This is a genomic window from Pseudaestuariivita sp. (assembly GCF_052825805.1).
Genome location: NZ_JBRBVB010000013.1, coordinates 130,615 through 156,309 on the forward strand (window position 1 = coordinate 130,615; position 25,695 = coordinate 156,309).

General features: G+C 65.7%; 25 protein-coding genes. 15 read left to right on the forward strand and 10 right to left on the reverse strand.

The window, feature by feature from the left end; genetic code table 11:
• The first annotated feature begins 55 nt into the window (after nucleotides 1–55).
• The 4 genes from ACU0B3_RS14865 (at nucleotide 56) to ACU0B3_RS14880 (ending at nucleotide 4,992) form a co-directional block, all read left to right on the forward strand.
• Complete coding sequence (locus ACU0B3_RS14865) at nucleotides 56–2,455, forward strand: GcvT family protein (protein ID WP_446261652.1); 2,400 nt, start codon at nucleotides 56–58, stop codon at nucleotides 2,453–2,455.
• The gene (locus tag ACU0B3_RS14870) at nucleotides 2,452–3,948 is read left to right on the forward strand and encodes a trimethylamine methyltransferase family protein (protein WP_446261653.1); all 1,497 of its coding nucleotides are present in this window, start codon (nucleotides 2,452–2,454) and stop codon (nucleotides 3,946–3,948) included. The genes ACU0B3_RS14865 and ACU0B3_RS14870 overlap by 4 nt, the downstream gene beginning before the upstream one ends.
• Entirely contained in the window at nucleotides 3,948–4,574 is a 627-nt protein-coding gene (locus tag ACU0B3_RS14875) for a TetR/AcrR family transcriptional regulator (protein WP_446261654.1), read from the forward strand. The genes ACU0B3_RS14870 and ACU0B3_RS14875 overlap by 1 nt, the downstream gene beginning before the upstream one ends.
• A gap of 100 nt (nucleotides 4,575–4,674) precedes the next feature.
• A complete protein-coding gene (locus tag ACU0B3_RS14880) occupies nucleotides 4,675–4,992 on the forward strand; it encodes a hypothetical protein (protein WP_446261655.1) in 318 nt (105 codons plus the stop codon).
• 7 nt (nucleotides 4,993–4,999) lie between these two features.
• Here ACU0B3_RS14880 and ACU0B3_RS14885 read toward each other — a convergent pair whose 3' ends face one another.
• Complete coding sequence (locus tag ACU0B3_RS14885; RefSeq protein ID WP_446261656.1) at nucleotides 5,000–5,761, reverse strand: alpha/beta fold hydrolase; 762 nt, start codon at nucleotides 5,759–5,761, stop codon at nucleotides 5,000–5,002.
• Nucleotides 5,762–5,839: 78 nt separating this feature from the next.
• Here ACU0B3_RS14885 and ACU0B3_RS14890 point away from each other — a divergent pair, with 78 nt between their 5' ends.
• Nucleotides 5,840–6,214: a hypothetical protein gene (locus tag ACU0B3_RS14890; protein WP_446261657.1), complete on the forward strand. Its 375-nt coding sequence runs from the start codon at nucleotides 5,840–5,842 to the stop codon at nucleotides 6,212–6,214.
• On the opposite strand, the gene ACU0B3_RS14895 is transcribed toward ACU0B3_RS14890, so the two are convergent.
• From ACU0B3_RS14895 to glyA, 4 genes are all read right to left on the reverse strand, one after another.
• Nucleotides 6,192–7,040 (reverse strand): DUF817 domain-containing protein, encoded by an 849-nt coding sequence (locus tag ACU0B3_RS14895; RefSeq protein WP_446261658.1) that lies wholly within the window; start codon nucleotides 7,038–7,040, stop codon nucleotides 6,192–6,194. The two genes, ACU0B3_RS14890 and ACU0B3_RS14895, sit on opposite strands and share 23 nt — an antisense overlap.
• Nucleotides 7,041–7,056: 16 nt before the next feature.
• A complete protein-coding gene (locus tag ACU0B3_RS14900; protein ID WP_446261659.1) occupies nucleotides 7,057–8,037 on the reverse strand; it encodes an arginase family protein in 981 nt (326 codons plus the stop codon).
• Between the two features lie 49 nt (nucleotides 8,038–8,086).
• Entirely contained in the window at nucleotides 8,087–8,365 is a 279-nt protein-coding gene (locus ACU0B3_RS14905) for a hypothetical protein (protein WP_446261660.1), read from the reverse strand.
• Nucleotides 8,366–8,520: 155 nt separating this feature from the next.
• On the reverse strand, nucleotides 8,521–9,816 hold the full coding sequence (glyA, locus tag ACU0B3_RS14910) for a serine hydroxymethyltransferase (protein WP_446261661.1): 1,296 nt from the start codon (nucleotides 9,814–9,816) through the stop codon (nucleotides 8,521–8,523).
• Between the two features lie 171 nt (nucleotides 9,817–9,987).
• Here glyA and ACU0B3_RS14915 point away from each other — a divergent pair, with 171 nt between their 5' ends.
• Nucleotides 9,988–10,749, forward strand: coding sequence for an NAD kinase (locus ACU0B3_RS14915; protein ID WP_446261662.1), 762 nt, complete (start codon nucleotides 9,988–9,990; stop codon nucleotides 10,747–10,749).
• Here the strand turns inward: ACU0B3_RS14915 and ACU0B3_RS14920 are convergent.
• Both ACU0B3_RS14920 and ACU0B3_RS14925 read right to left on the reverse strand, forming a co-directional pair.
• Nucleotides 10,707–11,348: an REP-associated tyrosine transposase gene (locus ACU0B3_RS14920; protein ID WP_446261663.1), complete on the reverse strand. Its 642-nt coding sequence runs from the start codon at nucleotides 11,346–11,348 to the stop codon at nucleotides 10,707–10,709. The genes ACU0B3_RS14915 and ACU0B3_RS14920 overlap by 43 nt on opposite strands.
• Before the next feature lie 60 nt (nucleotides 11,349–11,408).
• Complete coding sequence (locus ACU0B3_RS14925) at nucleotides 11,409–13,304, reverse strand: propionyl-CoA synthetase (protein ID WP_446261664.1); 1,896 nt, start codon at nucleotides 13,302–13,304, stop codon at nucleotides 11,409–11,411.
• Between the two features lie 228 nt (nucleotides 13,305–13,532).
• On the opposite strand from ACU0B3_RS14925, the gene ACU0B3_RS14930 reads away from it, so the two are divergent.
• Complete coding sequence (locus ACU0B3_RS14930) at nucleotides 13,533–14,279, forward strand: glycosyltransferase (protein WP_446261665.1); 747 nt, start codon at nucleotides 13,533–13,535, stop codon at nucleotides 14,277–14,279.
• 214 nt (nucleotides 14,280–14,493) lie between these two features.
• Here ACU0B3_RS14930 and ACU0B3_RS14935 read toward each other — a convergent pair whose 3' ends face one another.
• Entirely contained in the window at nucleotides 14,494–16,788 is a 2,295-nt protein-coding gene (locus tag ACU0B3_RS14935) for an NADP-dependent malic enzyme (protein ID WP_446261666.1), read from the reverse strand.
• 186 nt (nucleotides 16,789–16,974) lie between these two features.
• On the opposite strand from ACU0B3_RS14935, the gene ACU0B3_RS14940 reads away from it, so the two are divergent.
• The gene (locus ACU0B3_RS14940; RefSeq protein WP_446261667.1) at nucleotides 16,975–18,072 is read left to right on the forward strand and encodes a cupin domain-containing protein; all 1,098 of its coding nucleotides are present in this window, start codon (nucleotides 16,975–16,977) and stop codon (nucleotides 18,070–18,072) included.
• Here the strand turns inward: ACU0B3_RS14940 and ACU0B3_RS14945 are convergent.
• Nucleotides 18,059–18,259 carry a DUF3072 domain-containing protein gene (locus tag ACU0B3_RS14945; RefSeq protein WP_446261668.1) on the reverse strand — a complete coding sequence of 67 codons (201 nt, stop codon included), beginning with the start codon at nucleotides 18,257–18,259 and terminating at the stop codon, nucleotides 18,059–18,061. The genes ACU0B3_RS14940 and ACU0B3_RS14945 overlap by 14 nt on opposite strands.
• A gap of 79 nt (nucleotides 18,260–18,338) precedes the next feature.
• Here ACU0B3_RS14945 and ACU0B3_RS14950 point away from each other — a divergent pair, with 79 nt between their 5' ends.
• The 6 genes from ACU0B3_RS14950 (at nucleotide 18,339) to ACU0B3_RS14975 (ending at nucleotide 24,519) form a co-directional block, all read left to right on the forward strand.
• Nucleotides 18,339–18,731 carry a cytidine deaminase gene (locus tag ACU0B3_RS14950; protein ID WP_446261669.1) on the forward strand — a complete coding sequence of 131 codons (393 nt, stop codon included), beginning with the start codon at nucleotides 18,339–18,341 and terminating at the stop codon, nucleotides 18,729–18,731.
• The gene (locus ACU0B3_RS14955; protein WP_446261670.1) at nucleotides 18,728–20,035 is read left to right on the forward strand and encodes a thymidine phosphorylase; all 1,308 of its coding nucleotides are present in this window, start codon (nucleotides 18,728–18,730) and stop codon (nucleotides 20,033–20,035) included. The genes ACU0B3_RS14950 and ACU0B3_RS14955 overlap by 4 nt, the downstream gene beginning before the upstream one ends.
• Nucleotides 20,036–21,208 (forward strand): phosphopentomutase, encoded by a 1,173-nt coding sequence (locus ACU0B3_RS14960; RefSeq protein WP_446261671.1) that lies wholly within the window; start codon nucleotides 20,036–20,038, stop codon nucleotides 21,206–21,208.
• A 13-nt stretch (nucleotides 21,209–21,221) separates the two neighbouring features.
• The gene (locus ACU0B3_RS14965) at nucleotides 21,222–22,253 is read left to right on the forward strand and encodes an adenosine deaminase (RefSeq protein WP_446261672.1); all 1,032 of its coding nucleotides are present in this window, start codon (nucleotides 21,222–21,224) and stop codon (nucleotides 22,251–22,253) included.
• Nucleotides 22,250–22,882 carry a uracil phosphoribosyltransferase gene (upp, locus tag ACU0B3_RS14970; protein ID WP_446261673.1) on the forward strand — a complete coding sequence of 211 codons (633 nt, stop codon included), beginning with the start codon at nucleotides 22,250–22,252 and terminating at the stop codon, nucleotides 22,880–22,882. Before ACU0B3_RS14965 ends, upp begins: the two co-directional genes overlap by 4 nt.
• Nucleotides 22,883–22,965: 83 nt before the next feature.
• Nucleotides 22,966–24,519, forward strand: coding sequence for an SPOR domain-containing protein (locus ACU0B3_RS14975; protein WP_446261674.1), 1,554 nt, complete (start codon nucleotides 22,966–22,968; stop codon nucleotides 24,517–24,519).
• On the opposite strand, the gene ACU0B3_RS14980 is transcribed toward ACU0B3_RS14975, so the two are convergent.
• The gene (locus ACU0B3_RS14980; protein ID WP_446261675.1) at nucleotides 24,509–24,949 is read right to left on the reverse strand and encodes a low molecular weight protein-tyrosine-phosphatase; all 441 of its coding nucleotides are present in this window, start codon (nucleotides 24,947–24,949) and stop codon (nucleotides 24,509–24,511) included. The two genes, ACU0B3_RS14975 and ACU0B3_RS14980, sit on opposite strands and share 11 nt — an antisense overlap.
• 29 nt (nucleotides 24,950–24,978) lie before the next feature.
• Between ACU0B3_RS14980 and ACU0B3_RS14985 the strand changes: the two genes are divergently transcribed.
• Nucleotides 24,979–25,668 carry an NAD-dependent deacylase gene (locus ACU0B3_RS14985; RefSeq protein ID WP_446261676.1) on the forward strand — a complete coding sequence of 230 codons (690 nt, stop codon included), beginning with the start codon at nucleotides 24,979–24,981 and terminating at the stop codon, nucleotides 25,666–25,668.
• Nucleotides 25,669–25,695 lie beyond the last annotated feature (27 nt).

Below are 25,695 nucleotides of genomic sequence, written 5' to 3' on the forward strand. Positions count from 1 at the left end.
GTTCAGGCTGCCCTAGCATCGCCCCCGTGGAGTGGATACGGGAGGATTCGGGGCCATGAAATCGCAATATCGTGTGGTCGTGATCGGCGGCGGCGTCGTCGGATCGTCGGTGCTCTATCACCTGGCCAAGATGGGCTGGACGGATTGCGTCATGCTCGAGCGTTCGGTCCTGACGGCCGGCTCCTCCTGGCACGCGGCGGGCGGCATCCACGCGCTGAACGCAGACCCGAACATGGCCGCCCTGCAAGCCTACACCATTGATCTGCTGTCGGAAATCGAGGCCGAGTCCGGCCAGAACATCGGGCTGCACATGACCGGCGGGCTGACCATGGCCGGCACGCCCGAACGCTGGGAATGGCTGCAATCGGCCTACCGCATCTTCCAATCCATCGGGATCGAGGACTGCGAACTCGTCACCCCCGAGGAGGCACAAAAGCGCTGCCCGATCATGTCCACCGACGGCCTTCTGGGCGGCATGTGGGCGGACCGCGAGGGCTATGTCGACACCACCGGTACCGTGCATGCCTATGCAATTGCTGCGAAAAAGCGGGGCGCCGAGTACTACGAGCACACCAAGGTCGAGAGCCTCACACAGACCGCGACCGGCTGGCGCGTGGTCACCGACAAGGGCACGATCGACTGCGAGCACGTGGTGAACGCCGCCGGCCTCTGGGCCAAGCAGGTCGGGCGCATGGCGGGGATCGAACTGCCGGTCTCGCCGCTCAAGCACCACTACCTGATCTCCGACACGATCCCGCAGCTCGAAGAGCTTGACTTCGAAGTGCCGATGACCGTGGACCTCGAGGGCTTCACCTACCTGCGTCAGGACCAGAAGGGCGTGCTCCTCGGCATCTACGAGATCGAGCACGAGCACTGGGCGATGGACGGCGCGCCCTGGGACTACGGGATGGAGCTCTTCCAAGAGCAGACCGACCGGATCGAGAACGAACTGATCCTCGGATTTGAACGCTACCCGGCTCTTCAGGAGGTCGGGGTCAAGACATGGGTCAACGGTGCGTTCACCTTTTCACCCGACGGCAACCCGCTGGTCGGCCCCGTCCCCGGCAAACGCGGCTACTGGTGCGCCTGCGCGGTCATGGCCGGCTTCCTGCAAGGCGGCGGTGTCGGCAAATCCCTCGCCGAATGGATGATCGAGGGCGAGACCGAGGCGGACACCTACTGCATGGACATCGCGCGATACGGCAAATTTGCCGAGAACAAGCGCTACATCCGCGAGACCACCGGCCAGTTCTACTCCCGCCGCTTCGTGATGACCTACCCCAACGAGCAATTGCCTGCCGGACGCCCGCTGAAACGCTCGCCGGCATGGGCCGACATGGACGCCGCCGGCGCGCATTGGGGTGTCTCCTGGGACATGGAAACCCCGCTCTATTTCGCCCCCGAAGGCTTTGTCGAAGCGCCGACGCTCAAACGCTCGAACGCCCACGACATCGTCGCCGCCGAGTGCAAGGCCGTCCGCGAAGCTGTTGGATTGCTTGATATTTCCGCCTTCAGCCGGTTCGAGGTCTCTGGCCCGAACGCCGAAGCCTGGCTGGACAAGATGATGGCCTCCAAGCTGCCCAAGCCCGGCCGCGCCAAGCTCGCACCGATGCTCGCTCCCTCGGGACGGCTCAAAGGCGACCTCACCGTCTTCAACTGGGGCGACGGCACATGGTGGATCATGGGGTCTTACTACCTGCGCGCCTGGCACATGCGCTGGTTCAACGATCACCTCAAGGACGGCGTGCAAGTCCGCGATCTTGGGGAAGAAATCTGTGGCTTCTCCCTCTCCGGCTCAAACGCCCGCAAGGTGATCGAGGCAGTCGCCGAAACGCCCGTCGACCTGCCCTTCATGGGATGCTGCGTGGCCGACATCGGCATGATCCGCGCTCGCGTCGCCCGCATGTCCGTCGCCGGCGAGCTCGGGTTCGAGATCAACTGCCGCTACGGCGACCACATCACGCTGCGCCGGATGCTTCTCGAGGCCGGAGCAGCGCACGGCATCCGCGAGATCGGCTTCAACGCGCTCCTCTCGCTCCGCCTCGAAAAGTCGTTCGGCATCTGGTCCGCCGAATTCACCCAAGGCTACACCGCCGCCATGACCGGCATGGACCGCTGGATCGACTGGTCCAAGGACTTCACCGGCAAAGCCTCCGCCCTCGCCGAACGCGATGGCAACGGCCCCGCGCAAACCCTTGTCATGCTTGAGATTTCGGATGGCGACGCGGACGCATCCGGCTACGAACCTGTCTGGCAAAATGGCGACAAGGTCGGCTTCGTCACCTCTGGCGGTTATGGCCACACCGTCAACAAATCCCTCGCAATGGCGCTCGTGAACACGGACCTTGCCGAGGTTGGCACCGACCTTTCTGTGCACGTCGTCGGCGTCGAGCGCGCCGCCAAAATCATCCCGTCCTCACCCTACGATCCAACCGGAGAGGCCATGCGCGGATGAGACGCGGACGCCGCGCCGGCACTGGCGCTCCGAAACGCAGCATCGATTATCGACGCCTGCGCAACCCATTCCCGCCGATGGAGCTGTTTTCGACGGACGAGGTGCAGGCGCTCCACCAGGCGTCACTCGATCTCCTGAAGCACAAGGGTATCAAGGTCTTGCTGCCCGAAGCTTGCGCAGTCTTTGAACAAGCTGGCGCAAGACTCCGTGGAGACATGGTTTTCCTCGATGAGGACATCGTTGGCGCCGCGCTCAAGAGCGCGCCACAGAGGATCGAGCTTTCCGCCGGCGCGCGCGACCGAGACCTCACGCTCGAGCTGGGCAACCTGGTCTTCCAACCCGGTGCAGGCGCGCCGCATGCCACCGATCTGACACGTGGCCGGCGGCCGGGCGACTTGAAGTCCTTCCGCGAACTCATTGCGCTTACACACAATTTCGACGTTCTGCACATGCTGCCACCATTGGTCGAGCCGCAGGACGTGCCGATCCACACGCGGCACTATGCGACCCTTGAGGCGCAGATGGAGCTGTCGGACAAGTTCCCCTTCATCTTTGCCCGGGGCACCAGTCAGGTCGAGCAATCCTTTGAACTGTTGCGTGATTTCAGGGGCTTGTCGGACAACGGTTTCAAATCGGGCGTGCATGCCTACACAATCATCAACACCAACTCGCCGCGTCAGCTCGACATTCCGATGAGCCAGGGGTTGATCGACTTTGCCCGGCACAATCAGGTGGCAATCGTCACCCCGTTTACGCTGATGGGCGCGATGGCCCCCATCACGGTCGGGGGTGCGTTAACTTTAAGTCATGCAGAAGCTTTGGCCGCTATCACCCTGACACAACTCGTAAAACCCGGTGCGCCCGTATGTTACGGCACCTTTACCAGTAACGTCGACATGAAGTCCGGCGCGCCTGCCTTTGGCACGCCGGAGCACTTCCGCGCCTCCGTCCTTGCGGGGCAATTGGCACGGCACATCGGCTTGCCCTGGCGGTCGGCTTCCGGCTCGGCAGCGAACATCAGCGACGTGCAGGCGGCGCACGAGACGCAGATGGGCCTGTGGGGCTGCCTCATGGGCGGCGCGACGGTGGTGATCCACGCGGCGGGCTGGCTCGAAGGTGGGCTCACGGTGTCATATGAAAAGCTCGTAACCGATTGTGAAGTCTTGCAAATGGTCGCCGAGCTCTGCACCGCGCCAAGCAAGGACCTCGGGCTCGATGCGCTCGAAGAGGTCGCGCCGGGAGGGCATTTCTTCGGCGCGGCGCACACCATGGCGCGCTATCAGACGGAGTTTTACGAACCACTGGTCGCCGACTGGTCGAACTACGGCACTTGGTCCGAACGAGGCGCGCGGGACGCCACGACACGCGCTACAGACATCTGGCAAAGCATCCTCGCGGAGCCGGGCTTTGTGCCAGATGGCGACCGCGTTGACGCCATGGCAAACACGATCCGAAGAATGGAAGCGGCGGGCGGCGCCCCGCCCGAAAGCTGATGGCAGACGACGGATCCCACATAAAGGCGACCCGCGGAGACTGGCTGGCAGCCGCGCTCGACACGCTGGTCTCAGACGGCGTCGATCAGGTCAAGGTCTTGGCTTTGAGCGAAAAATTGGGCGTGAGCCGCTCGAGTTTCTATTGGTATTTCAAAAGCCGGCAAGAGCTGCTCGACACGCTGCTGGCCCATTGGCAAAGCACGAACACCGCTGCGATGGTGGCGCAAGCCGAGGCGCCGGCGCGCGACATCACACAAGCGGTGTGCAACGTCTTTCACTGCGTCGTGGACCCGGACCTCTTTAACATCTCGCTCGATTTCGCCGTGCGGCACTGGGCGCGACGGTCGGGGACGGTGCGGCGCGTGCTCGACCACGGGGATACCGCACGGCTGACTGCGCTGACGGAAATGTTCAAACGTTTTCAGTACCCTACGCTGGAGGCTGAGACGCGCGCGCGGGTGCTCTATTATATGCAGATCGGCTATAACGACGCGGATTTACGTGAGCCACTGGCCGAGCGGCTGCGCCAGTCGCCGATGTACGTCAAGGTGTTCACCGGCGTGGAGCCCGACGCGGAGGCTATCGAGGAGTTTCGCCGCTACGCCATGCAGGTCGCGGCGCAATAGCCGCAACAATCGGCGAATATCTGCCTCATTGTGCGCGGCACTCGACCAATTCTGCGAGACCGTTTACCTTGCCCTCAGACCTCAAAAGAAGGGTATGGGCATGGTTCGCAGTGTTGTTTTGATGGCCGCGCTGGCGGTGGGGGCCACAAGCCTGCCGGCTCCGGCGGAGGCGGGGAAAATCTCGCGCGCCTGTTTGCAGGCAGATCGGAAGGCGGCGACGCGCTCGCTTTGCGGTTGTATCCAGGCGGTGGCCAATCAATCGCTCACGAGGTCGGAACAACGGCTGGCGGCCAAGTTCTTTCGCGACCCGCACATGGCTCAGGAAATCCGGCAATCGGACCTGCCGCGAAACGAGCGGTTCTGGGAAAAGTACAAGGCGTTTGGCCGCACGGCGGAGGCCGTGTGCCGGGGCGCGTGAGACGCGCTCAGGCGTCGAGAAAGACGCGGGCCGCAGCCTCGAACGCGCGCGGCTGATCGGCGTGCAGCCAATGGCCGGCGTCCTTGAGCTGGACAAAGCGCGCCTTTGGGAAAAGCGCGGTGATCCGGGGGCGGTGCTCGGCTGTGACGTAGTCGCTTTGTGCGCCGGTCAGTACGACAGATTTACCGTCGTAAACGCCTGACACATCAGGGAAATCCATGATCTTTTGCATCTCGCGCGCGAGCGTGTCGAGGTTGAGCCGCCACTGGCGGGTCTGCATATCGAAGGACTGCGCGAAAAAGCTTTGGAGGGACGGGTCGGAGACTTCGGGCGCAAGCGCCGCGACAAGGTCGGATCGTGACGTGATGGCCTTGGTATAGACGCGCTGCATCGCCTCCACGAAGCCAAGCTGCGTGTGGCTGTAGCGGACGGGCGCGATGTCGGCGACAAGCAGGCGGTTCACCATGTCGGGGCGCGTGAGGGCGAGCATCATCGCGGCTTTGCCACCCATGGAGTGACCGATAACTGATGCCTGACCGCCGTGCGCGTCGATCACCTCCGCGAGGTCTTCCGCGAGGTCGTCGTAGCTGTGGGTCGCAAGATGCGGGCTCTGCCCATGGTTGCGCATGTCCACGGCGACGACGTGGTGCGCATCCGACAGACGCTTGGCAATCACGCCCCAGTTGCGGGCGGAGCCGAAGAGGCCGTGGGCGATGAGGACGGGCGGTTTGCCGGGCACCGGGGCGCCAAAGGTCAACGTGTGCAACATGCCACGTTTGCTATCGGCATTAACCCTGAGGTGCCAGAGGTCTTGAGCGGTTGCGGTTCGCTTTGCTAGGCCGGGGACATGATCGAGCCTCGCAGCCTCCAACGCCAGTCCCGCCGGTTGAGCCGCCTTTTGCAGTTCAAGCTGGGTGCCAAGGGCCAGACGCTGGCCGCGCGTCACAGGGGCGTCGGGCGGTATCTGCCGCATAAGGTGCGCCGGGATCTCGCGACGCTGGAACAAGCCGAGACGATGATGGGCCATCCCAAGCTGGCGATGCGGGTGGATGCGGCCAAGGTCGACGCCGCATACCGCAGGGCGCATGCGCATCTGGACGGTGTGAGCCGTCACGCGCGGCTTAAAGCCTACCTGCTGAACGTCGGCGCGGTGGTTGCGTTCAACCTCGTTGTCGTGGCGACCTGCGTCATCCTTTACGCTAAGTGGCGCGGCTGGGTGTGACCGGCTCGGGCGACAGCGCCTCGCGGAACACCAGCGTCACGGTCACGAAGCTGACGTAGAGCAACAGGTACCACGATCCCATCTTGGCGAGACTCACGAGGTCGAGCGCGCCTTGGCCGGCGTAGATCCAAGTGCCGGTGCCGGTCCCGACGTTTTCGGCCACCCAGAGCGCAAAGGACGCCAGCAGCGCGGCGAGCGGCAGCGGCATCCAGTAGGCGGTCTGCCCAATGGTGAACCACACCCGCGTGCGCGCGTAAAGCAGCACCGTCCCGGCAAAGAGCGCGAGGCGGATGTCGGGCAGGAAGTGATGCGCGAAGAAATTGATGTAGATCAACGTGGCCAGCACCACCGTCATCCAGAACGGCGGATAGGGCGCGAACCGCATCTCAAAGATGCGGATGACCCGGGCGATGTAGGACCCGACCGAGGCGTACATGAAACCGGAAAAGAGTGGCACGCCAAGGACCTTCATCACCGCCGGCTCGGGGTAAGCCCACGAGCCGGCCTGCACCTTGAAGAGCTCCATCGCGGTGCCGGTGAGGTGGAAGAGGAGGATGACCTTGGCCTCCGCCAGCGTCTCGAGCCGGAGAAGGAGGAACAGGGCTTGCAGTGCGATCGCGTAGATCAGGAGCGCGTCGTAGCGGGCGATGCGCCAGCCGTCCTGCCAGAGCGCGTCCGAGACCAGGAGGCCGATCAGCAGCAGCCCGCCAAAGAGCGCCGCCCACCCCTGCTTGAGAACGAACAGCACCAATTCGGCGAGCGCGTGCGGCAGGCGGGCGCGGACGGCATCGCCAAGCCGGCGTTCGAGGGAGCGGGTCTGGGTCATGGGCCCCGTCACCCGGTCACGCGCCCTGCCCCGCCTCGACCATCATCGCGATCATCTCGAACATGATTGCCGTCGCGGTCAGGGCGGTGATCTGGTTGGGCGCGTCCTTGGTCGGCATCATGCAGACGATGTCCGCGCCGACGATATTGAGCCCGCGCACGGCGTGCAAAAGACCGACCGCTTCGTCGATGTCGAAACCGCGCGCGCCAGCCTCGAGGTTGGACACGCCCGGCGCGATGGACGGGTCGAGGCAGTCGAGGTCGAATGTGATGTAGATCGGGCGATCCTTGAGCACGTTGCGCGCCTCAGCCGCCACGTCGTCCAGCCCGCGCTTGCGGAAGTCGCGCATGGTCACGACGTTGTAGCCGTAGGCGTAAGACGGCTCGAGCCAATCGAGGGTGCGGGGGTGACCGCGCAGGCCGAGCTGCATCGAGGTCTTTGGGTCCACCTGGCCCTGATCGGCGAGGTAGGCGCCCCAGTGCGCGGCGGATTTCTCGGCGCCAAGGAAGTGGTCGACCTTGGTAAAGACGTCCGTGTGCGCATCGAGGTGCAGGAGCGAGACAGGCTCACCGCCCGACAGTTTGCCGCCGCCTAGCGCCTGCAGGATGCCGCCGGTGATGGCGTGATCGCCGCCGACGGACACAGGCCGGATGCCGCGCGCGTCGATGTCTTTGTAGAAAGCCGTGATGTCGGCGATGCTCGCCTCGTTGTCGTTGGCGCGCGGCAGCGGCACGTCGCCGAGGTCGGCGATGCGGGCGGCGTTCCAGGGGTCGAGACCCATCTCCAGATGCACCCGGCGCCCGACGGCGGAGACGTTGCGCACGGCGCGGGGGCCAAGGTGCTGATCCTTTTCAGTGGTGCCGTTGCCGGCGCTGTGCGGCACGCCGATCAGGCCGATGTTCTGATCCCCCGGCGGCTCGTGCGGGCAGCGAAAGAACGTCGGCACCCCCCACCAGTAGAGGTTCTCCATCATCGAGGTGAGGTGTGGATCGGTCATGCTGCCCCCTGCCCTAGCAGCGCCAGCGTGGAGCGACGGGGGCGGAGCGTCAAGCGGCGCGGGTGCCGGCAAAAGTGCCTTTGGCAATGGGGCCGAACTTGACCGTGCCGCTCACCGCATCGCCGTCAATTGTGCCGGCGAACTTCATCGTCATGGGCATGGGGCGGTCGATAGCGACTTTGAAACTGAGCGCGTCGCCGGTATGCGACAACGCCTCCATCGGGCCGGAGCCACCCTTGCCGCGCATTTCACCGGAGCTGGCGTCCCACGTGATGCGCGCAGGCGTCTCGCCGAGGGGAGAAGAAATGGTGATGTCGAACGCGTGCATGGAAGCCCTCCTGCGATGTGCGGAAGGTGTAGACGGGCGGCGTGAAGAGTGAAGCGCAACGTGGCGGAAGCGCACCAAAAAAGGCGCCAGAGCAAGGCGCCTTTCTGTTAAGCGTGATGGGTGGAACCACCCATCCTACGCCATGGCCTGCCGGATCAGAGGTCCTGATAGATCGGGAAGCGGGCGCAGAGGGCCTCGACCTCGGCACGCACCTTGGCCTCGACCTCGGCATTGCCGTCCTCGCCGTTGGCGGCAAGGCCGTCGACCACTTCGATGATCCAGTCGGCGATCTGGCGGAACTCGTCCTCGCCAAAGCCGCGGGTCGTGCCGGCGGGCGACCCGAGGCGGATGCCCGAGGTCACGGTCGGCTTTTCAGGGTCGAACGGCACGCCGTTCTTGTTGCAGGTGATGTGCGCCCGGCCGAGCGCCGCTTCGGTCGCGTTGCCCTTGACGCCCTTGGGGCGCAGGTCGACGAGCACGACGTGGGTGTCGGTGCCATGGGTGACAGTGTCGAGGCCGCCTTTGATGAGCTGGTCGCTAAGCGCTTGCGCGTTTTTGACCACCTGCTGGATGTAGGTCTTGAACCCCGGCTCGAGCGCCTCGCCGAAGGCCACGGCCTTGGCCGCGATCACGTGCATGAGCGGGCCGCCCTGGATGCCGGGGAAGATGGCGGAGTTGAACTTTTTCGCCAGCGCCTCGTCATTGGTGAGGATCATCCCGCCGCGCGGGCCGCGCAGGGTCTTGTGCGTCGTGGTGGTCGCCACATGCACGTGCGGGAAGGGGCTGGGGTATTCGCCCGCCGCGATCAGGCCGGCAAAATGCGCGACGTCCGCCAGAAGGTAGGCGCCGACGCTGTCGGCGATCTCACGCATCTTGGCAAAGTCGATCTGGCGCGGGATGGCGGAGCCGCCGGCGATGATCATCTTGGGCTGGTGCTCGGTCGCAAGGGCCTGCACCTCGTCGTAGTCGAGTTGGTTGTCCTGCTTGCGCACGCCGTACTGGACCGCGTTGAACCACTTGCCCGACTGATTGGGGCGCGCACCGTGGGTCAGGTGACCGCCCGCGTCGAGGCTCATGCCGAGGATCGTGTCGCCCGGCTGCAGCAGCGCCTGGAAGACGCCCTGGTTGGCCTGGCTGCCCGAGTTCGGCTGCACGTTGGCAAAGCCGCAGTCAAAGAGCTTGCACGCCCGCTCGATCGCGAGGTTCTCGGCCACGTCCACATGCTGGCAGCCGCCGTAGTAGCGCCGGCCCGGGTAGCCTTCGGCGTACTTGTTGGTCATGACGGAGCCTTGCGCCTCCATCACCGCCTTCGAGACGATATTCTCGGAGGCGATCAGCTCGATCTCGTCGCGCTGGCGCGTCAGCTCGTCGCCCATGGCGGCGGCGATGGCCGGATCGCTGTCTTTGAGCGACGTGGTGAAGAAACCGGTCTCGCGGTGCGGAGCATTCATGGGACGTCCCTCCTGTCCTCTGGGTTTAATCTGCGATTTAGGGCAATGATGCGTCGGCAGAAAGGGTCAAAACGACAGAATCTGTCTGGCCGGCGTCATTGACGCACCCCGAGGCTGGTGCAGATCGCCGCTATGTGGTTCTGTCGGGGCTCGCGAGGGAGGGACGCGTTAGTGGCGCGCAAACTGGCATTCACGGCGTCGTCGGCGCCCGCGGCGGTCGCTGCCTGCGATGCGCTGATCCGCATCTATGGTCAGTGCGAGGCTGCCGAGGCGGATGTGATCGTCGCTCTCGGGGGTGACGGGTTCATGCTGCAAACGCTGCACAGCACGCAAGACTTGCCCGCGCCGGTCTACGGGATGAACCGCGGCACGGTTGGGTTCCTGATGAACACCTACTCCGCCGATGACCTGCCCGAGCGGCTGGCCGCCGCCGAGGAGGCGCTGATCAATCCGCTGCAGATGGAGGCGCGCACGGTCTCGGGCGCGGTACGGCGGGCGCTGGCGATCAACGAGGTGTCGCTGCTGCGGCAGGGGCCGCAAGCCTCCAAGCTGCGCATCCTGGTGGACGGCAAGCCGCGGATGGAGGAGCTGGTGTGCGACGGCGCGCTGGTGTCGACGCCGGCTGGCTCGACGGCGTATAACTATTCGGCACACGGGCCGATCCTGCCGATCGGGTCGGACGTGCTGGCGCTCACAGCCATGGCGGCGTTTCGGCCGCGTCGGTGGCGCGGCGCGCTGCTGCCGAAGGGCGCGCGGGTCACATTTGAAGTGCTCGACGGGGAGAAGCGTCCGGTGATGGCCGAGGCCGACGCCCGCGCGGTGCGCAACGTGGTGCGGGTCGATGTGGCCAGCGCCCCGCATATCACGCACCGGATCCTGTTCGATCCCGGTCACGGGCTCGAAGAGCGATTGATCCGCGAGCAATTTGCCTGAGGGGGATGGGTGCGAGCACCCATCCTACGTGCGATCTTTTCCTGCTGCAGCAGGCCCGGCTGACCGCCCACCTCGTCCGTCCAGAACGGCGCGCCATGCAGCGGCAGGTCCGCCTCCAGAGGCTCCTTGATCTCTGGCCGGTCGCGGTGGATCGAGCTGTGCGGCCAATCCCACACGTCGCGCACCAAACCATGGCGCACAGGGTTCTGCCAGATATACCGCCGGTGCCGCGCGAGGTCTTCGCCGTCGCGGATCACATGCTCCCAGAACCGGCGCTGCCAGAACGCCCGCTCCTGCTTGAGCCGGCCCGAGCGGTGGCGTGCGCAGGGCGCGGCGACGGCGCGGGACATCCGCGACTTGATCAGCCGCCACCGGGTCGAGAAATCGGCATCCCCCTCCGGCAGAGTCCAGATCGCGTGCAGATGATCGGGCAAAACGCAGATCGCATCGGTGTGGAACGGGCGCTCGGTCACCGTCTGCGCCCAGGCCACGCGCAGCGCGTCGATATGCGCCACAAGCGCCCCGCTGCCGCGCTCGGCCAGCGCCACGGTAAAGAAATAGGTGCCGCCCGGCACGAAGCGTCGTCTGTAGCTGGTCATCGCGCCAGCAAAGGCGACACGCGTTAAATTGTGATGAACGCCCGCGTAGGATGGGTGATTTCACCCATCCATGGCGTAGCCGAGGCTTTGGAGCGCGGTCTTGATTTCATCGAGGATGGCCGGATCGTCGATCGTCGCAGGCATCTTCCAGGTCGTGCCATCAGCGATGGCCACCATCGTACCGCGCAGTATCTTGCCCGAGCGCGTCTTGGGGAGGCGGTCCACGACCACGGCCTGTTTGAACGCCGCGACCGGTCCGATCTTGTCCCGCACGAGCGCGACGCATTCGGCGGTGATCTCGTCAACCGGGCGGTCCGTGCCGGCGTTGAGGCACAAAAAGCCGACCGGCACCTGCCCCTTGAGCGCATCGCCTGCACCGATCACCGCGCATTCGGCGACGTCTGGGTGGCCTGCGAGGACCTCCTCCATCCCGCCGGTCGAGAGGCGGTGGCCGGCCACGTTGATCACGTCATCGGTGCGCGCCATGATAAAGACGTAGCCGTCTTCGTCGATGTATCCGGCGTCGCCCGTCTCGTAGTATCCGGGAAAGGTGTCGAGGTAGCTCTTGCGGAACCGCGCTTCGGCGTTCCAGAGCGTCGGCAGGGTGCCCGGCGGCAGCGGCAGCTTGACCGCCAGCGCACCCAGCTCGCCCGCGGGCAGCGGATGTCCGTCGTCGCCCAGCACCTGCACGTCGTAGCCCGGCATCGGCACCGCCGGAGAGCCAAGCTTGACCGGCAGCGGTTCGATCCCCATCGGGTTGCCGACGATGGTGAACCCCGTCTCGGTCTGCCACCAATGGTCGATCACGGGGATGTCCAGCGTGTCCTGCAGCCAGGTGATCGTGTCCGGGTCCGCGCGTTCCCCCGCGAGAAAGAGCGTGCGCAGCGCCGAGAGGTCGAACTCGCGCGTCCAGGTCCCTTTGGGGTCCTCGCGTTTCACCGCCCGCAACGCAGTTGGCGCGGTGAAGAAGGCCGCGACCTTGTGCTTTTCCATCACCCGCCAGAACGTGCCCGCGTCGGGTGTGCCGACCGGCTTGCCCTCGAAGACGATGGTGGTGTTGCGTGCCAGAAGCGGCGCATAGCAGATGTAGCTGTGGCCGACGACCCAGCCCACGTCCGAGGCCGCCCAGAACGTCTCGCCGGGCTCCACGCCGTAGATGTTCTTCATCGTCCAGTTGAGCGCCACGAGATGCCCTGCCGTCGGGCGCACGACGCCTTTGGGCGCGCCGGTGGTACCGGAGGTATAGAGAATGTAGGCCGGGTGATCGCCCCGGACCGGAACGCAAGGCGCGGGCTCCACGCCCTGTTGCGCGGCAAACCATTCGACATCCCGGCCGGGGGTCAGCGTCGCAGGCGCCTGATCGCGCTGAAAGATGATGCAGGTCTCGGGCTTGTGCGCGGCAATCTCGATCGCCGCGTCGAGGAGCGGCTTGTAAGGCACGACCCGGTTCGGCTCGATCCCGCAGGAGCCTGCGATCACCGCCTTGGGTGTCGCATCGTCGAGCCGCACGGCGAGCTCGTTGGCGGCAAACCCGCCGAACACCACCGAGTGGATCGCGCCTATGCGGGCGCAGGCCAGCATCGCGACCAGCGCCTCGGGCACCATCGGCATGTAGATCACGACGCGGTCGCCCATCCCGACGCCCCGCGCCATCAGCGCGCCGCCCAGCCGCGCCACCTTGTCCTGCAGCTCGGCGTAGGTGATCGTGGCCGACGTTCCCGTCACCGGGCTCTCGTACTGGATCGCCGCCTGTGCGCCGAAGCCGGCCTCCACATGCCGGTCGACCGCATTCCAGCAGGTGTTGACCTCGGCATCCGTGAACCACTCGTAAAGCGGTGCGCGGCTGTCCTCGAGCGCGCGCGTCGGCGGCGTCACCCAGTCGATGCCCTTTGCGGCCTCCAGCCAAAAGCCCTCCGGGTCAGCCTGCCAGGCCGCGTAGACGTCCTTGTACCCCATCGAATGCTCCCTCCCGTATGCGATCCCCGATCCCTCGGCATACCGCTACTGCGGTGCCGGGCGCGAGACAAGCACCCGCTGCCCCACACAAAGGCGAAACAGTGACGCCAATTCTCGTCTATTTTGCAAAAAACCCAAATTGAGACGCAATCCCGGTCAACAATTGCCGGATTGCGCAGCGCATTGTCGGGGTCAGAACGAGCGCAACACGACAGAACAGGTGATCTCATGGGACTGCATGTGGTTTTTCAGATCAAGTTTGGCCACGGCCGCGACTGGGTGACGGAGAAACGGCTGGACGAGGAATTGGCCTACCTGACCGAGATCACCCTCCCCTCGCTGGCCGAGCAAACCGATCAAAAGTTCAAGCTGCTGATGATCTGCGATGACCGCCTGAGCGACATCACCCGCAGCCGCATCCGCCACGCCGTCTGGAACATCATCGACCCGGCCAAGGCCAAGGTGATCTTTCGCGGCGCAGGCCGCGCGTCCAAGTTCCTCACCCGCGCCGCACATGGCCGCTGGTCGGACAACCCCTGGCAGCTGCAAGTCGCCATCGACCACGATTCCTCGGTGGCCCCCGACTACGTCAAACACGTGCGCAAGGCCGCCAAACGGCGCGTGCGCAGCATGGGGCCCGAGGAAATCCGCTTCTTTGCCTTCGGCACGCACTATGCGCTGGAGCAGACCGGCGGGCGGACCGAACTCTACGCAAAAGACGGCCAGTACGGCGACGCCGGCGTGTGCCTGCTTTCGCCGCAGGGCCACAGCATGAGCCCGTTCAAGCTCTTGCACAACGCCGCGCAGCAGGACTTGCCGGTGGAGCTGATCGACCGCTCGACGTCCGTCTGGGCGAGCCTCTTTGGCAAGCGCGCCGAGCGCATCGCCGACCGGATCGCGGACCTGCGCGGCCGCCGCGCCGCGCGCATGGCCGACCGCGCGCACCTGACAGTGCGCCCGCGGGTCTTCAACTGATACGGTGGATGGGTGAAATCACCCATCCTACTAAGCCACCACCCCCGTAGGATGGGTGCTCGCACCCATCACTCACTACGCATACCATACATCACAGCGGGCCGCCTATTTGGTTGGGCCCCCCGTAGGATGGGTGCTCGCACCCATCCCCCCTTTTCTTCGCACGACATCGCAACACCCCCCGTAAGGTGGGCACTGCCGAAGCCAAGCAAGCTCACCCGTATTGCGCCACCGGCGTTCCCGCAATCGCGGCCATGTTCAGCAAACCGCGCGGCGTAACCCCCGGCGTCACGATATGCGCCCGGTTGCCCATGCCCATCAGGATCGGCCCGACCTCCAGCGCGTTCCCCTTCATCTTCAGGATGTTGCGCACGCCCGAGGCCGCATCCGCATGGGCAAAGACCAACACATTTGCTGTCCCCCGCATCCGGTTGCCCGGGAAAAGACGCTCGCGCAGCTCTGCATCCAAGGCCGAGTCGATGTTCATCTCGCCCTCGTAGCAAAAATCCTGCGGCGCGCGATCGAGGATCGCCATCGCGGCCCGCAACCGCTCGCCGGTATCACAGGACAGCGAGCCGAACTGCGACTGCGCACAGAGCGCGATGTTCGGCTCCAACCCGAACCGCCGCACGTGCCGGGCCGCACCCTGGCACATCAACGCGATCTGCTCCGGCGTCGGCTCCGTCCAGACGTTCGTGTCGGCGATAAAGAGCGGCCCGTCCTCGAGGATCATCATCGACAGCGCCCCATGCGGCGCGCAGGGATCGTCGCCCTCGCGCGGCCCAGACAGGATCTGCTCGATGTAGCCCAGGTGCCAGCGGTACTGGCCAAACGTCCCGCAGATCAGCGTGTCCGCCTCCTCGCGGTACACCATCGTCGCCGCAATCGCCGTCGTGTTGGTGCGCATGATCGCCCGCGCCAAATCGGGCGTAACGCCATGCCGGGCGCGCAAGCTATGGTAGGTCTCCCAGTAATCGCGATAGCGAGGGTCGTTTTCGGGGTTCACGATCTCAAGATCCCGCTCAGGATGGATCGACAGCCCCATCTTCTCGCAGCGATAGGCGATGACCTCAGGCCGGCCGATAAGGATCGGCTGCTCCCGCGTCTCCTCGAGCACCGCCTGCGCAGCGCGCAGCACCCGCTCATCCTCCCCTTCGGCAAAGACGATGCGCCTCTCGGTTGTGCGCGCCGCCTCGAAAACCGGGCGCATGAGCAGGGCCGATTTGAACACGGACTGGTGGAGCGTATCCCGGTAAGCGTCCAGATCGTCGATGGGGCGCGTGGCCACGCCCGTCGCCATCGCCGCCTCCGCAACCGCCGAGGACACAGTCGCCATCAGGCGCGGATCAAAGGGTTTGGGGATCAGGTACTCCGGCCCGAAGGTCATCTCTTCCCCGGCATATGCGGCGGCCGCCTCCGCACTTGTCGTGGCCCGCGCAAGCGCCGCGATGCCTTCGACGCAGGCGATCTTCATCTCGTCGTTGATTTCTGTCGCGCCCACATCGAGCGCGCCTCGAAAGATGAAGGGGAAACAAAGCACGTTGTTGACCTGATTGGGAAAATCGCTGCGGCCCGTGGCGATGATCGCGTCAGGGGCGACGGCGCGGGCCGCGTCCGGCATGATCTCAGGCGTGGGGTTGGCAAGCGCAAGGATGATCGGCTGCGGCGTCATCTTTGCCACCATCTCGGGCTTCAGCACACCCGGTCCGGAGAGCCCCAGGAACAGGTCAGCCCCTTCGATCACCTCGGCAAGGTCCTTAGGCCCGCCGGGCTGCGCAAAGGCCGCCTTCTGCGGGGTCATGTCTTCTTCGCGTCCTGCGTGTACGAGCCCATGCAAGTCACACAGATGCACGTTCTCGCGCCGCACACCCAGTTTGACCAACATGTTGAGGCACGCGATGCCTGCCGCTCCGCCTCCGGTTGAAACGACTTTGATCTCTTCGAACCGTTTTCCGGCGATGCGCAGCGCGTTGGTCGCTGCCGCGCTCACGACGATGGCCGTGCCGTGCTGGTCGTCGTGAAAGACCGGGATCGACATCTTTTGCTTGCACAACTCCTCGACGACAAAGGCTTCGGGCGCCTTGATGTCCTCGAGGTTGATCGCCCCGAACGTCGGCTCAAGCGCGGCGATGATATCCGCCAGCTTGTGCGGGTCGCTCTCGTCCAGCTCGATATCGAAACAGTCGATGCCGGCGAACTTCTTGAAGAGCACTGCCTTGCCTTCCATCACCGGCTTTGAGGCCAGCGCGCCGATGTTGCCGAGGCCAAGCACCGCCGACCCGTTCGAGACCACCGCCACAAGATTACCCCGCGCGGTATAGCGGGCGGCGTTGGCGGGGTCTTCCTTGATCTCGAGCGAGGCTTCGGCCACCCCCGGTGAATAGGCCCGCGCCAGATCGCGCCCTGTCGCCAGCGGCTTGGTCGCGCGGATTTCGAGTTTCCCGGGCTTGGGACCGGCGTGATAGTCAAGCGCGGCTTGGCGTGCGGCATTCGGGGGCGTTTCAGTCACGGAAAGTCCTCGGCTAGGGCTCTTTTGAGGCAGCTTAGCGGGAGATAGTTTAACGTTAAACTATCTTTTGACCGACGCTCGGCAAAAGCGTCGACGCGCCCGCGTCCTCCTCTGCATTAACTCTAACAGTTTGCGCCAAGCCTGGGAACGTGGTCTCTGAACGCTGCCCCACCGACGAGCGATCCCATGCAAAACATCCGCGCCGAAGTCCTGCTGCCCACCTGCGATTTGAGCGCGGACTTGCCGTTCTTTACCAAACGGTTTGGCTTTCGCCTGATGGAGATTTTCCCCGCCGACGACCCTCGCGTCGCGCTTCTGTCCGGCTATGGCCTGCGCCTGCGGCTGGACCAAAGCCTCGACGCCGCGCCGGGCGTTTTGCGGTTGCTCGGAGACGAGCCGGCGCTCCTCGCGGACGGAGAGACCAATCTTACTTCGCCGGGCGGCACGCACGTCGAAATCGCGGCACTACATCCGCCGGTCCACCAACCGCAAACCGCACACAGCCTCGTGGTCCGCCGCCTTGCCGACAATGCGCCTTGGGTCGTCGGTCGCGCGGGGATGCACTACCGCGACCTGATCCCGGACCGCCTTGGCGGGTCGATCATCGCCAGCCATATCCGCATTCCAGGCGGCGGACCGGTGCCCGATATGGTCCATTACCACTCGGTCGGGTTTCAGCTGATCTTCTGCATCAAGGGCTGGGTCGATCTTGTCTACGAAGACCAAGGCACGCCCTTTCGCCTTCATGCCGGAAACTGCGTGATCCAGCCGCCCGAGATACGGCACCGTGTGCTGTATGCCTCTGACGACATTGAGGTTATCGAGATCGGCGTTCCAGCGGAGCATATCACGACCATCGATCACGAGATGGAGCTACCGACCGATAGGGTGGCGCCAGAGCGCACATTCGATGGTCAGCGGTTCGTGCACTTCAAGGCTGACAGCACGCCGTGGCAGGCCGCTCGTTTGTCCGGCTTCGAAACGCAGGACACGGGCATCAACGTCAACACCAACCAAGTGGCGCAGGTGACCGTTCTGAGGCCCGATGGCGACGCGACAAACGCCACCGCGCATGACGCGGACATCCTCTTTACCTACGTGATGGCGGGGCGGATGCAGCTGAGGACTGACGAGGCGCAACACACGCTCGAGGCCGGGGACGCCTTTGTGCTGCCGCCCGGCCATCCCGCGCATTACGCTGCGGTGTCAGACGATCTGCGCCTGCTCGAGGTGTCGTTGCCGGGGCGTTTCGTGACGCGCGTTTTGTCGGCTACATCTCCTTGAGGGCCTTGATGCGCTCCTGCGCCTGAAGCTCGGTCAGGCTGCCGTCGAACGGCTCGCCCTTTTCAAGCGCCAACTCGCGCAGCTCGGCGGCGGTCTGTTCAGTGAGCGGTGCGTCGGGATCGGTCGGGTTCATCGGCGTGCCGGCGCGCTGGCGCAGGAGGGCGGCGTCATCTGTGCTTTTGGACATCTGATTTCTCCACTAGGCTGGGTTATGAAATTAACCAATCTGCGGGTCGGGAGTTCCCCGCAGTGTCGGAGCAGACGCCATGACACACCCTTTGAAAGACGCGGCGGTCGCGATTCAGGCCCGCGCCTATGCGCCCTATTCCAAGTTCCGCGTGGGCGCCGCGCTCAGCACGCCGTCGGGCGCGGTCTACGCCGGGTGCAACGTCGAGAACGTCGCCTATCCCGAGGGGACCTGTGCCGAGGCGGGCGCCATCGCGGCGATGGTGGCGGGCGGGGAGACCGAGCTAGCCGCGGTCTGCATCGTCTCGGACAGCCCCCTGCCCTGCCCGCCATGCGGCGGGTGCCGGCAAAAGCTGGCGGAGTTCGGCAAGCCGGAGGTCGAGGTCACGATGGTCGGCGCCTCGGGTGAGACGCTGATGATGACACTGTCTGAGCTGCTGCCGGGGGCCTTTTCCGCGGACCACATGGAATGAGCGACACGCGCGCACTCTTGGCGGGCCTGCGGGAGGGCGCGGTGCCGTCCGCCGACGCACTTAGTGCCTTTGCTGCTGGGTTGGCCGATGGGTCCGTGTCGGACGCCCAGGCCGGCGCCTTTGCCATGGCGGTCTGCCAGCGCGGGCTTGGCGAGGCAGGCCGGGTGGCGCTGACGCAGGCGATGACCGCGAGCGGCAAGGTGCTGCGGTGGGACCTTTCCGGTCCGGTGCTCGACAAGCACTCGACCGGCGGCTTGGGTGATTGCGTGAGCCTTGTGCTGGCGCCGGCTCTTGCGGCCTGCGGGGCGTTTGTGCCGATGATCTCGGGGCGCGGGCTGGGCCATACCGGCGGCACGCTCGACAAGCTCGAGGCGGTGCCGGGGGTGAGCGTGACCCTGGACGAGGCGCGGTTCCGAGCGGTGGTGGACGAGGCAGGCTGCGCCATCGTGAGCGCCTCGCCGGACATCGCGCCGGCGGACAAGCGCCTCTACGCGGTGCGCGATGTGACCGGCACGGTGGAGAGCCTCGACCTCATCACCGCATCGATCCTGTCCAAGAAGCTGGCGGCGGGCCTCGACGGGCTGGTGCTCGACGTCAAGACCGGCAGCGGCGCGTTCATGAAGACCGAAGGCGAGGCGCGCGCGCTGGCGGAGGCTCTGGTCGAGACGGCCAAGGCGGCGGGCTGCCCCACGACGGCGCTCATCACCGACATGTCGCAACCGCTTGCGCCCGCGATGGGGAACGCTTTGGAAGTGGCCGAGGCGGTGGCCGTGCTGCGCGGGGATCGCGCGGGGCTCTTGCTCGAGGTGAGCGTGGCTTTGGGCGGCGCTTTGCTCGCGAGTGCTGGGCTTGAGGCGGACGCAAAAGCGGGTGCACAGCGTATCCGGGACGCCATATCTTCGGGCGCAGCCGCGGAGCGTTTTGCGCGGATGCTGGCGGCGCAGGGCGGGCCTTTGGGCTTTGTCGAGGCACCAGTGCGGTACCTGCCCGAGGCGCCGGTGATCCACGAGGTGACGGCCCAGCAAGAGGGCTATGTGACGGCTTTTGCAGGGCAATCCCTGGGGCTTGCCACGGTTGCTCTGGGCGCCGGACGCAAGGTGGAAAGCGACAGCGTGAACCCGGCGGTGGGGTTCAGCGACATCGTTCCGCTCGGCACCAAGGTCGCCAAGGGTCAGCCGCTGATGCGCATCCACGCCGCACGCGAGGCACAAGCGGCGGAAGCCGAGACAGCCGTGCGCGCGGCGATCACGCACACGCCGCTGGCGCCCGAGCCGCGCCCGCTGGTGCTGGCGGAGGTGCGTTAGATGGCGCGCGCGTTCCTCGTGGTGATGGATTCGGTGGGTATCGGCGGCGCGCCGGATGCGGCGGACTTCTTTAATGGCGATGTGCCGGACACCGGCTCCAACACGCTTGCGCATATCGCGGAGGCGGAGACGCTGCGTTTGCCAAATCTCGATGCGATGGGTTTGGGCGCGGCGGTTAAGCTTGCGAGTGGTGTGACGCCAACAGGACTGGGCGCTGAGCCGACCGGCCTGTGGGGCGCGGCGACGGAGACGTCCAAGGGCAAGGACACGCCGTCCGGCCATTGGGAGCTGGCGGGCCTGCCCGTGCCGTTTGACTGGCACTATTTCCCGAAGGAGGAGCCGGCCTTTCCGCGTGAGGTGATGGAGGCGGTGAAGACGGCTGCGGGTACCGACGGGCTGCTTGGCCTCTGTCATGCGTCGGGGACGAACATCATCGAAAGGCTCGGCGCGGAGCATCTGCGGACCGGCTGGCCGATCTGTTACACCTCCGTCGACAGCGTCTTTCAGATCGCCGCGCATGAGGAGAGTTTCGGGCTCGCGCGCCTGCATCAGCTCTGTGCTGACATCGCGCCGATGCTGCACGAGATGCGCGTGGGTCGGGTGATCGCGCGGCCTTTCACTGGCGCCGAAGGGAGTTTCAAGCGCACGCAGAACCGCAAGGATTTTGCGGTGACGCCGCCGGGGCCGGTGCTCATGAACTGGGTGCAGGACGCGGGACGCAAGATGCGGGCGATCGGCAAGATCGGCGACATTTTCTCCATGCAGGGCATCGATGAGGGTGTGACCGGCACCGATGCGGCGCTGATGAAGCATCTGGTCGACGCCGTGGACGAGATGCCCGAGGGCTCGCTGACCTTCGCCAACTTCGTCGAATTCGATTCGCTCTACGGGCATCGGCGGGATCCGGCGGGCTATGCGCGCCACCTCATGTGGTTCGACATGTGTCTGGGGCGGCTCTTGCCGCGCCTCAAACCGGACGACCTGCTGCTGCTCACCGCCGATCACGGCAACGACCCGACCTGGCCCGGCACCGACCACACGCGCGAGCGCGTGCCTGTGCTGGCCCCCTTCCCGGCCAAGGCCATCGGGAACGTCGCCTTTGTTGACATCGCCGCCTCTGTCGCCGACCACCTCGGCGTGGCGCACCCTGGCCCCGGCACTTCGTTCCTCTGACGCAAAGGCTTCCATGACCCACGACCCAGATGCCCCGTTCGAGATCGAAGAGATCGCGCCGCAGCTGCGCGCCATGCCCAAGGTCGAGCTGCACCTGCACCTCGAAGGGGGCGCTCCGCCAACCTTTATTCGCGGCCTCGCGCGGGAGAAAAACGTCGATCTACGGGAGATCTTCACCGAAGACGGCGGATATGCCTACCGCGATTTCGAGCATTTCCTGAGCGTCTACGAGGCCGCCTGTTCGGTCCTCACAGGCCCCGAAGAATTCTACCGCCTCGTGCGCGCGGTCCTCGCCGAAAGCGCGTCCCACGGCGTGGTCTATTCCGAGACCTTCCTCAGCCCTGATTTCTGCGGGAAATGCGACCTCTCGGCCTGGCGCGAATACCTCGCCGCCATCGAAGAGGCCGCCACCGAAGCCGAGCGCGACGACGGCATCACGCTGCGCGGCATCGTCACCTGCATCCGGCATTTTGGACCCGACCAAGCCAAGAAGTCCGCCATGTGTGCCGCCGAAACGGCGGGCGACTTCATCACCGGGTTCGGCATGGCGGGCGCGGAGGACATGGGGGAGCAAAAGGACTTTGTCTGGTCCTTTGACGCGGCTCGAGAGGCCGGGCTCCGCCTCACCTCGCACGCGGGCGAGTGGCGGGGACCCGAGGAAGTGCGCGCCGCCATCCGGGACCTGGGCGTCGAGCGCATCGGCCACGGCGTGCGCGGCTCGACGGATGCGCAGCTGGTCGAGGACATCGCCGAGGCCGGGATCACGCTCGAATGCTGCCCCGGCTCCAACGTCTTTCTCGGCGTCTCGGGCAGCCTTGCAGACCACCCGATTGCCCAATTGCGCAGCAAGGGCGTCAACGTGACCGTCTCGACGGACGACCCGCCCTTCTTTCACACCGACATGAACGCAGAGTTCCTGAACCTTGCAAAGACGTTCCGCTGGGACGTGGACGTCTTTCGCGAGCTCAACCAAAACGCGCTCGCCGCCGCCTTCTGCGACGAGCCGACCCGCACACGCATCGCCAAAGAGTTGGAGACAGCATGACTGATCACCTCACCATCGTCGACCACCCGCTGATCCAGCACAAGCTGACGCTGATGCGCGAGAAAGGCACGTCCACGGCAGTCTTTCGCCAGTGTCTGCGGGAGATCAGCCAGCTTCTGGCCTACGAGATCACGCGCAATCTGGCGATGACAACCAAGACGATCCAGACCCCGCTCTGCGAGATGGAAGCGCCTGTTCTCGATGGCAAAAAGCTGGCGCTGGTGTCGATCCTGCGGGCGGGCAATGGCCTTCTCGACGGGATGCTCGACCTCGTGCCCTCGGCGCGGGTGGGCTTCGTCGGGCTCTACCGCAACGAGGAAACGCTGGAGCCGGTGGAGTACTACTTCAAGGTGCCCGAAGCGCTCGAGGACCGGCTGGTGATTGCGGTCGATCCGATGCTCGCGACGGGCAATTCGTCTGCCGCCGCCATCGACAAGCTCAAGGAGGCGGGCGCCACCAACATCCGCTTCATGTGCCTGCTCGCAGCCCCCGAAGGCGTCGCCCAGATGAAGGAGGCGCACCCCGATGTTCCCATCGTGACAGCCGCTCTCGACAGCCACCTCAACGAGCTGGGATACATCGTTCCGGGTCTAGGGGATGCGGGTGACCGGATGTTCGGCACAAAATAAAGGGTTATCCACAGGCGCGTGCGTTGCCATCGCGCCACAAATGCGCCATCCTCGGGTATGGGATTTGCCTGGGGAGGCCGCCGATGTTGTTCCACCGCAAGAAGTCGCTTGACCGTTTCGTCTGTGCCGTTGTCGCCACCGTTCTGAGTGCCGGCCTGGCCGTGGCGCCTGCCGAGGCGCAGTCGCTGCGCAACGCCGATCAGCCGGCCGAGTTTCCGCCGTCGTCCTTCACCGGCAAGCAATATGTCGACAGCAAGGGCTGCGTCTACATCCGCGCCGGGATCGACGGGAACACGACCTGGGTGCCCCGCGTCAGCCGGGCGCGCAAACACGTCTGTGGCCAGACGCCCAGCCTCGGCCCGACCCAGCGCGCGGCGGCGGCTGCGCCCCGGCCAGCGAGTTCGGCGCCGGTCATCACGATCACCAACGACGCAGCCCCCGCACCGCGCGCCAGCCGGACGGTCGATGCCACCAGCGTCACCGTGCCAGCACCGCGCCGCGTGGTCACCCCTGCGCCCGCGCCCCGCGTGGTGCGCGCCCCGGCACCGGCGCCCCGCGTGATCGTGCCCGCTCCCCAGCCTGCGCCGCGTGTGGTCGTCTCGACCGCGCCCGCACCGAAGGTCGTCACGACAAAAAGAACGCCCGCCCAAGTGGCCAGCACGTGCGCCGGCGCAAGCGCCGTCTCAGCGCAGTACATGTCCAGCTCCAAGGCCGTCCGTTGCGGACCCCAGGCCGGCGGCCATGGCGCGATCGGCTACGGCGCGCACATTGCGCCCGTGACGTCCCGCGTTGTGACCCACAGCGCCCCGACGCTGAGCTATGGCCACGGCCACGTCCACGCCCGGACCAAGCCGGTACAGGACATCCCCAAGTGGAACGTCAAACGCGCCGCGAAACACGGCCTTGCGCCCACCGATCACGTCGGCACGCAGGCGCTGGTGGTCCCGAAACATGTCTACGCCGAGAACGTCGCCGAACAGCAGCACACGCTGCGTGTGCCCGCCGGCATGAAGCCCGCGTGGGAGGATGACCGCCTCAACCCCAAACGCGCCTACCAGACGCTGGGCGGCAAGCAGGCGATGGAACTGGTGTGGACCCGCACCCTGCCCCGCCGCCTGATCGACCGCAAATCCAAGCGGGACATGACCGCGCATTTCCCGAACCTCTACTACCCCTTTACCAGCCAGGCGCAGCTCGATGCCGCGCGCCTCGCCATGGCGCAGGGCAAGCAGGTCCGGGTGCGCGTCCAGCACGCCGATCCGCACACGGTGACGGTGACCGACACCCGCACGACCACCGCGACGACGACGATCAACCGCTCGGTGGTCTCGACCAAGTCCGCGCCGCAACGGGTGATCCGCCAGGCCGCGCCGCAAAAGGTCGTCACTCGCGCACCGCAAGGCGCCGCCTCGCACCGCTTCGTGCAGGTCGGCAGCTACGGCAACCCGGCCAACGCGCAAAAGGCTGCCCGCGCTCTGCAATCGCGCGGCCTGCCGGTGCGCATCGGGCGGATGACCAGCGGTGGACGTCAGCTGCAGGTGGTGCTCGCTGGCCCCTTCGGCTCGCAGCGTAACCTCAACAACGCCCTCGGCATCGCTCGCCAGATCGGCTTCCGCGACGCGTTCTTTAGGAAGTAAGCTCGGCCGCCCAGGCCTCTGCCGCACGGCGGATCAGGTCCAGGGCCCCGTCGAAATCACGCGTGTAATAAGGGTCGGGCACAGCCCGGCCCTTTTCCGTTTCACCAAGCGCGTCCGTCATCATCGCCACTCGTGTCGCGTTCTCCGCAGGCCGCAGCGCCTCCACATCCGCCGCGTTCTCCGCATCCATCACCAGGATTAGGTCGAACCGCGCAAAATCGTGCACCGCAAACTGACGCGCCCTCAGGCGCGACAGGTCGAGCCCCTGCGCCTTCGCCGCAGCCTGCATCGGCGCGTAGGGCGGTTTGCCCACGTGCCATCCCGCCGTGCCTGCGCTATCAATCTCCGCATCGGGCAGCACGGCGCGCAGCGCAGCTTCGGCGGTGGGCGAGCGGCAGATGTTGCCAAGGCAGACGGTCAGGATGCGCATGGGTCATCCCTGACGCGCGAGGAGGAAAAATGCAACGGATCGTGATTCTGACCGGTGCGGGTGTGTCCGCCGAAAGCGGCCTCTCGACCTTTCGCGGCGGTGGAGGATTGTGGGACGATCACCGGGTCGAGGACGTGGCAACGCCCGAAGGGTTTGCCGCCGACCCGGACCTCGTGCACCGGTTCTACAACGAACGCAGGGTCAAGGCGCGGCAGGCCAAGCCCAACGCCGCGCATGACGCCATCGCGCGGCTGGCGCAGCTGCCGAATGTGGCGCTGACGCTGGTCACGCAAAACGTCGACGGGTTGCACGAAGCGGCAGGCTCAGGCGACGTGATCCATATGCACGGCGCTTTGGCCGGGGCGCTTTGCGGGGCTTGCGGCCACCGCTGGGACGCCCCAGACGCGATGGCCAAGGCGGACACCTGCCCCAACTGTCAGACGCCGGCCACGCGCCCGGACATCGTCTGGTTCGGCGAAATCCCCTATCACATGGACGAGATCGCCGAGGCGCTGTCCCGGGCCGACATCTTCGCCGCCATCGGCACGTCAGGCCGCGTCTACCCGGCGGCGGGCTTAGTGGATCTGGCACGGAGCTCAGGCGCGGAGTGCCACGAGTTCAACCTCGACGCCTCCGAGATCAGCCGCCAATTTCACCACCACCACATTGGCCCAGCCACAGAGACGGTGCCGGCTTGGGTGGAGGGTTTCGCGAAGTGACCCCGCCCCGGGCTTGACCCGGGGCCT